Annotated in this window: 2 protein-coding genes; one reads left to right on the top strand and one right to left on the bottom strand. The window is 70.3% G+C overall.

The window, feature by feature from the left end:
* Positions 1 to 378: 378 nt before the first annotated feature.
* Positions 379 to 2,169, top strand: a complete 1,791-nt coding sequence (gene sppA, locus FMQ63_RS36960) for a signal peptide peptidase SppA (RefSeq protein WP_026113903.1) — start codon at positions 379 to 381, stop codon at positions 2,167 to 2,169.
* Positions 2,170 to 2,254: 85 nt separating this feature from the next.
* Here sppA and FMQ63_RS36955 read toward each other — a convergent pair.
* Positions 2,255 to 2,851, bottom strand: a 597-nt coding sequence (locus FMQ63_RS36955) for a cysteine dioxygenase family protein (protein WP_368667217.1), incomplete at its 5' end; no start/stop codon positions are given.

Genomic DNA, 2,851 nt, shown 5'->3' with positions numbered 1-2,851 from the left:
GCGGGAGTCTGGGCCCACACTGGAGTGCCGGCCACCATCATCAGGGCCGCCATCAGGGAGAGCGGGGTACGACGCTTCATGCGGTCCTCGCGGGTCGTCTGGGAGTGCACCGGCTTCTAACCCGAGATGTCCCCCAGGCCATCCCGGACGGTGGCACTCCGAGCAACCCGGCGTCGCCGACGTGACAGCCACGGCCCGCCGTGCCTCCTCCGCCGCTCGACGAGGGCCTGTGGTGGCCATCCCCGGCCCGGCCGCGGGCGTACCGTCACGCGGGGAAAGCACGGGGACGCGCAAGCATCGTCGCCCGCGCGCGTTAGTAGTAAGCACGCCTTGCCAGGGCCGTACCCTGTCTCTCCCGGGCATCAGGAGTCCCTTCGGATGAAACGATTCTTCATCGGCGCGCTGGCCTTCGTGGGCGCGCTGTCTGTCCTCTTCGTGGTGGGCCTCGTGGGCCTGATGCTGCTCGCGTCCGCGAGCAAGCCCGGGGTGCCCTCCAACCTCGTGCTCGAGCTGGACCTGGAAGACCCGCTGTCGGAGCACGGGGGAGGGGAGTCGCTGATGGGGGCCTTTGGCGAGGAACCCACCACGGTGCGTGACGTGGTGGAGGCGCTGGAGAAGGCCGGAGACGACGCGCGCGTGAAGTCCCTGCTGGTGCGCATCGGCCATCCGGGGACGCCGGCCGCCACGCAGGAGCTGCGCGACGCGGTGAAGGCCTTCCGCGCCAAGGGCAAGAAGGCGGTGGCGTACTCCGACTCCTTCGGCGAGCTGGGCAACAGCACGCTGGGCTACTACCTGGCGTCCGCCTTCGACGAAATCTACATCCAGCCGTCGGGCGACGTGAACATCAACGGGCTCGCCTTCGAGCTGCCCTTCGCGCGCGAGGCCTTCACCAGGCTGGGCGTGACGCCGCGCTACTTCGCCCGCTACGAGTACAAGAACGCCATCAACTCCTACACGGAGCAGGACTTCACCGCGCCGCACCGCGAGGCCACCGAGGGCTTCACGAACAGCCTCTTCGGCCAGATTGTGCGCGGCATCGCCGAGGACCGCGGGCTGACGGAGGACGTCGTGCGCGGCCTCATCGACAAGGCGCCGCTGATGGCCCAGGAGGCGATGGAGGCGAAGCTGGTGACGGGCCTGCGCTACCGGGACGAGGTGCTCGGCGGGCTGAAGGAGCAGGCCGGCGAGGGCGCGCGCTTTCTCTATGTGAAGAAGTACCTGGAGCGCGCTGGCAAGCCAAACGTGTCCGGCAACACCATTGCCCTGGTGTACGGCGTGGGCGAGGTGATGCGCGGGAAGAACCAGTCCAACCCGCTGTCGGGCGGACAGTCCATGGGCGCGGAGAGCGTCGCCGCGGCGCTGCGCAAGGCCACCGAGGACTCGCGCGTGAAGGCCATTGTCTTCCGCGTGGACAGCCCGGGCGGCAGCTACGTGGCCAGTGACACCGTCCGCCGCGAGGTGCAGCGCGCGAAGGAGGCGGGCAAGCCCGTCATCGTCACCATGGGCAGCTACGCCGCCAGCGGTGGCTACTTCGTCGCCATGGAGGCGGACCGCATCGTCGCGCATCCGGGCACGCTCACCGGCAGCATCGGCGTGTACGCGGGCAAGTTCGTCACGGCGGGCTTCTGGGAGAAGCTGGGGGTGAATTTCGACAGCGTGGCCGCGGGGAAGAACGCGGAGATGTTCGGCTCGGACGCGGACTACACGCCGGAGCAGCAGGCCCGCATGGACGCGTCGCTGGACCGCATCTACGCGGACTTCACGACGCGCGCGGCGGCCAGCCGGAAGCTCCCGCTGGAGAAGCTGCAGTCGCTGGCCAAGGGCCGCGTGTGGACGGGCGAGGACGCCCTGGCGCATGGGCTGGTGGATGCACTGGGCGGCTACCCGAAGGCGCTCGAGCTGGCGAAGGAGGCCGCGAAGCTGCCGGCCGACGCCCGCGTCAACGTGGAGGTGTACCCGCGCAAGAAGCCCGCGTCCGCGCTCCTCTCCGAACTGCTGGGCCAGACGGGTGACAACAGCGAGGACGACGCCACCTCCATCAGTGTCCTGTCCCCCTGGACCACCCTGGTGGCCGGCGTGCGCCAGGTGTACGCCGTGGGCGCGCGCATGGGCCTCTTCGAGGGCACGCGCGGCGAGCTCTACGCCCCCATGCCCGAAGCGAGCTGGTAGCGCGTCCTCCCAGGACGCGGTCGCGTGGCACCGGGACGCTTCGGTGCCACGCCGCGCTGCTCGCGGCGTCAGGACCCCGGGCGGCTCAAAGTGGGGCCGAGGGCGTCGGCGCTTCCGGCAACTGGGCCAGCGGGCGGCCGAACACGGAGTGGTAGCGCAGCTCCCTGGAGACACAGCGCTGCCGTCGCGTGTCGAAGACGAGGCACCGGTCCACCGGCCCCGCGTAGACGTGCAGTGAGACGGCGGGGCCTCCCGTCGCGGTGACGCGATGGATGGGGGCCTCCGGGCAGCGGAAGTCGACGAAGCCCGCGCCCATGGGGCCCACCATGACGGGAGGCCCCAGCCGTGCCGGCCCAGGCCCCAGGCCCCCGGCTTCCAGCGTGTAGTTCTCCAGCACGAAGGCCCCGGACTGGACGCTGAACCAGCACTCCTGCCCGTCATGGTCGTGGATGGGGGAGAAGGTGCCCGCGTCCCAGCAGTTCAGCAGCACCTCCAACCTGGCATCCCGGTAGATGAGGTTGCGCGTGTAGCGCCCTCGCCGGAAGTGCAGGTAGGGCTGGAGGCTGGCCGGTTCCAGGACCAGGCCCGCCAGGCCTTCTCCCACGCCCCCCAGGCCCGGCACCCCGCCCGCCTTCTCCCGAAGGAGCTCCACCCATTCGCCCAGGCACATGGCGTTCATGGA

The organism is Myxococcus sp. CA005 (assembly GCF_006518205.1).
GTDB classification, from domain to species: Bacteria; Myxococcota; Myxococcia; order Myxococcales; family Myxococcaceae; genus Myxococcus; species Myxococcus xanthus.
This window is presented reverse-complemented; position numbering and strand designations above follow the sequence as displayed.

Excerpts from the sequence above, each read along its gene's own strand:
- sppA (WP_026113903.1), top strand. The coding sequence starts at position 379 with ATGAAACGATTCTTCATCGGCGCGCTGGCCTTCGTGGGCGCGCTGTCT.